The sequence below is a fragment of the Paraburkholderia elongata genome (assembly GCF_013177735.1).
GTDB classification, from domain to species: domain Bacteria; phylum Pseudomonadota; class Gammaproteobacteria; order Burkholderiales; family Burkholderiaceae; genus Paraburkholderia; species Paraburkholderia elongata.
In genome coordinates, this window is the sequence record NZ_WOEZ01000168.1 from 1 (window position 1) to 2,504 (window position 2,504).

At 63.1% G+C, this 2,504-nt stretch carries 3 protein-coding genes; 1 reads left to right on the forward strand and 2 read right to left on the reverse strand.

What is annotated here, in order from left to right:
- Nucleotides 1-339: 339 nt before the first annotated feature.
- On the reverse strand, nt 340-660 hold the full coding sequence (locus tag GNZ13_RS28840) for a hypothetical protein (protein ID WP_172170917.1): 321 nt from the start codon (nt 658-660) through the stop codon (nt 340-342).
- A gap of 265 nt (nt 661-925) precedes the next feature.
- Here GNZ13_RS28840 and GNZ13_RS28845 point away from each other — a divergent pair, with 265 nt between their 5' ends.
- Nucleotides 926-1,516 carry an extensin gene (locus GNZ13_RS28845; protein ID WP_236002234.1) on the forward strand — a complete coding sequence of 197 codons (591 nt, stop codon included), beginning with the start codon at nt 926-928 and terminating at the stop codon, nt 1,514-1,516.
- A gap of 390 nt (nt 1,517-1,906) precedes the next feature.
- On the opposite strand, the gene GNZ13_RS28850 is transcribed toward GNZ13_RS28845, so the two are convergent.
- The coding region (locus GNZ13_RS28850; protein WP_172170921.1) for a molybdopterin-dependent oxidoreductase at nt 1,907-2,504 on the reverse strand (598 nt) is incomplete at its 5' end.

Here is a 2,504-nt window from a genome sequence, read left to right on the forward strand (position 1 = left end):
CCGGAGTTAGCCTTCAAATCTTTGTCCGGAACACCGGCGGTCCCAACGATGCGCTGGACCTCAACTATGAATGAATGGCGGGTAGACATCTGGGACCGGCCGTTGATGGTCTGACAGGTCGATCGACCGCTTCACGCCCCGAGGAACGTCGGGCGCGCCACGCTGCGATGGCAGCACACCCGTGTCGAAGCGTTTCACCGGCCAGCGGCGTGACGTTGACCTCAGGTCCTACCTCGGCGAAGGCAGCGCTGTGCGTGTCATGGGGGCATGGTTCCGGTGCAGGCGGCTCGGGTCCGGGCGTGCAGTCGTTCCCGCTGGTACAGGCTCGCTGGCCACCGATCATTCGTGTCCGATGTGCTGCGCATGGAGCGCATGGCCGCTGACGTCAAGCCTTCCCGTCAGGTGGTCATCAGCGGCCAGGACTACGGCAATCTGCTGCAGGTCATGCAGGTGTTTTATAAGCCGGACGCGCCGGCCGATACGGCGGCGATGATCGCCCATTCCGGCAAAGATCATCAGCACGAAGGGCAGCTTCCTGCCCGACGTGCCGAAAATCGCAGGGTCCAGCGCGCCCACCAGACCGGGTAGTTCGTCGAGCTGCTTCTGCGCGGATGGTGGCTGGCCGGGCGTGACCATGTCGGTCGTGTTCGGGTCCTTCATGATTCGACTCCTTTCTGTGGGAATGCGGACGACCCGGCAATTCTCTGGATATCGCTCGCCCATTCCTGCTCATCAGGTTCGCCATTGCTGGCATTTGTCTGATTAAAGCCGTGATCAGTGGTTTACTATGGCTGGCTCACGTCGTTTGCAGGATCCGTCAGTAATTATGATGAATACCCGAAAGATTTTGATGATTATTGGAGGGCTCCTGCTCGTAGCAGCAGGGACCACGTACTTGATGCTCCTTCAGGCGGACCGCCGCTCAATGGCAGAAGTCACGGCCGCCATGCATGAGTCCGCACACCCTCCCGTCGTCGATTCGCGCGTCGGCGATCACGTGACGGAAGGCAGCATCGACCAATCGAAGCCGTCCGGCGCAATCACGAAAAGGACTGCCATCGCGCAGGAGCCGGTGGTTCCGGCTCCGGCTCTGGCAGTAGCACCTGCGCCCATGACGGCCGCGCCCGCATTCAGTCCGGCCGCCGCACAAGTCACCGGGCAACCGAAACCGGAGGCACAACCGAAGCAGGCGCCGTCGACGGCAGTCGCGTCAGTGAACGTGCAGGACTCGGGTGCGCCGAAGGTGGTTCCGGCGCAGCGCGCCCTGCGTGGACGAGACGGTCTGGACCATCGCGCGATAACGACTCGAGGCGCGACACCGGAAACGGACGAACTGGTCAGGGAATCGGCGAAGCTCGATCCATCGTTGCCTCCGCCGGATATGTCGGCCGCTCGCGCCGCCATGGACCAACGTAGCTCGAAGCCAGGCACGGGCTCGAACCCGGTCGCGGCCGCGATGACGGATCAGCTCGTCAGGGAATCGGCGAAGCTCGATCCTTCGCCGCCGCCTAGGTAACCGACCTCTCAGGCAGCACGCGCGGCTGTACGAACGCTCCCGGCACTTGAGCGGCGCTGCAGTGCCTGGTGTAAGGCGCCCGAAACAAGCGAATTGGCTGTTGCCGTCTACAGTTGAGCACTGTGGAATGACCGCTATCAGGAAAGTTGGCCGATTCCTCAGGGTCGCGTGCTGCCGATCGCCGTCAGGCAGTGACCGGCCAGTTCCGGACGTCCGCCGCGGCGATCATCCGAACACTCAAACGGCTGTTCCACTCAGATAGCAGACCTTCGCCGCGTCAATGCTCATTGTTGCTTTATCGGCCGATACCGGCCATTCAAACCAGCCTTTCAAGCCTTTCCAAGAGTGGCCAGTCGGCAATGTCCCTTCAGCGGAAAATCGAGTCGACGTTCACACTATCCGAACCGACACTTCGTGGATAGCGTTGTTGCCGTAGCCCAGCCGGTTCCATTCGGCACGCTCGGGTTGAGTGCGGCCGGCAAGATCGGTGGCCCGGGCACGCAGGGTGAGGACGCCCGGCTCATGGGCCCGGGTGATCAGCTCCCACCATTGCCAGCTGTGACGCTTGCGCTCGCTGACGAGATGCGCCTCCTGCCAGTCTCCGGCGCCCACGCTTATTTCCACGCGCGCGATCTGAGCGGCGCCGGACCAGGCCACGCCGCGAATGGCCAGTTCACCGCACCGGACCTCCTGCTCAGGCGCCGGCTCGGTGATCAAGGCCCGCACCCGCTGCAGCGTGACTGGTTCGCGGACGGCCGCGCCATCGCGTTCCCATTCATACCAATACTTGTCGGCCTGATAATGCGCAGCGAACGGCTGGTTGATGAGCTCGATTTCAGTCAGCCATTTGACCGACGCCACGGCATACCAGCCCGGGACGACGAGGCGCACGGGATAGCCGTGCTGAATGGGCAGCGGCTCGCCGTTCATCGCATAGGCCAGCAGCACGTCAGGATCGCGGGCATGACCAAGCTGGAGACTGCGCTCG

Bases quoted from the DNA above. Each gene is read 5' to 3' on its own strand.
- GNZ13_RS28840 (WP_172170917.1), bottom strand. From the start codon at position 660: ATGAAGGACCCGAACACGACCGACATGGTCACGCCCGGCCAGCCACCA.
- GNZ13_RS28845 (WP_236002234.1), top strand. From the start codon at position 926: ATGGCAGAAGTCACGGCCGCCATGCATGAGTCCGCACACCCTCCCGTC.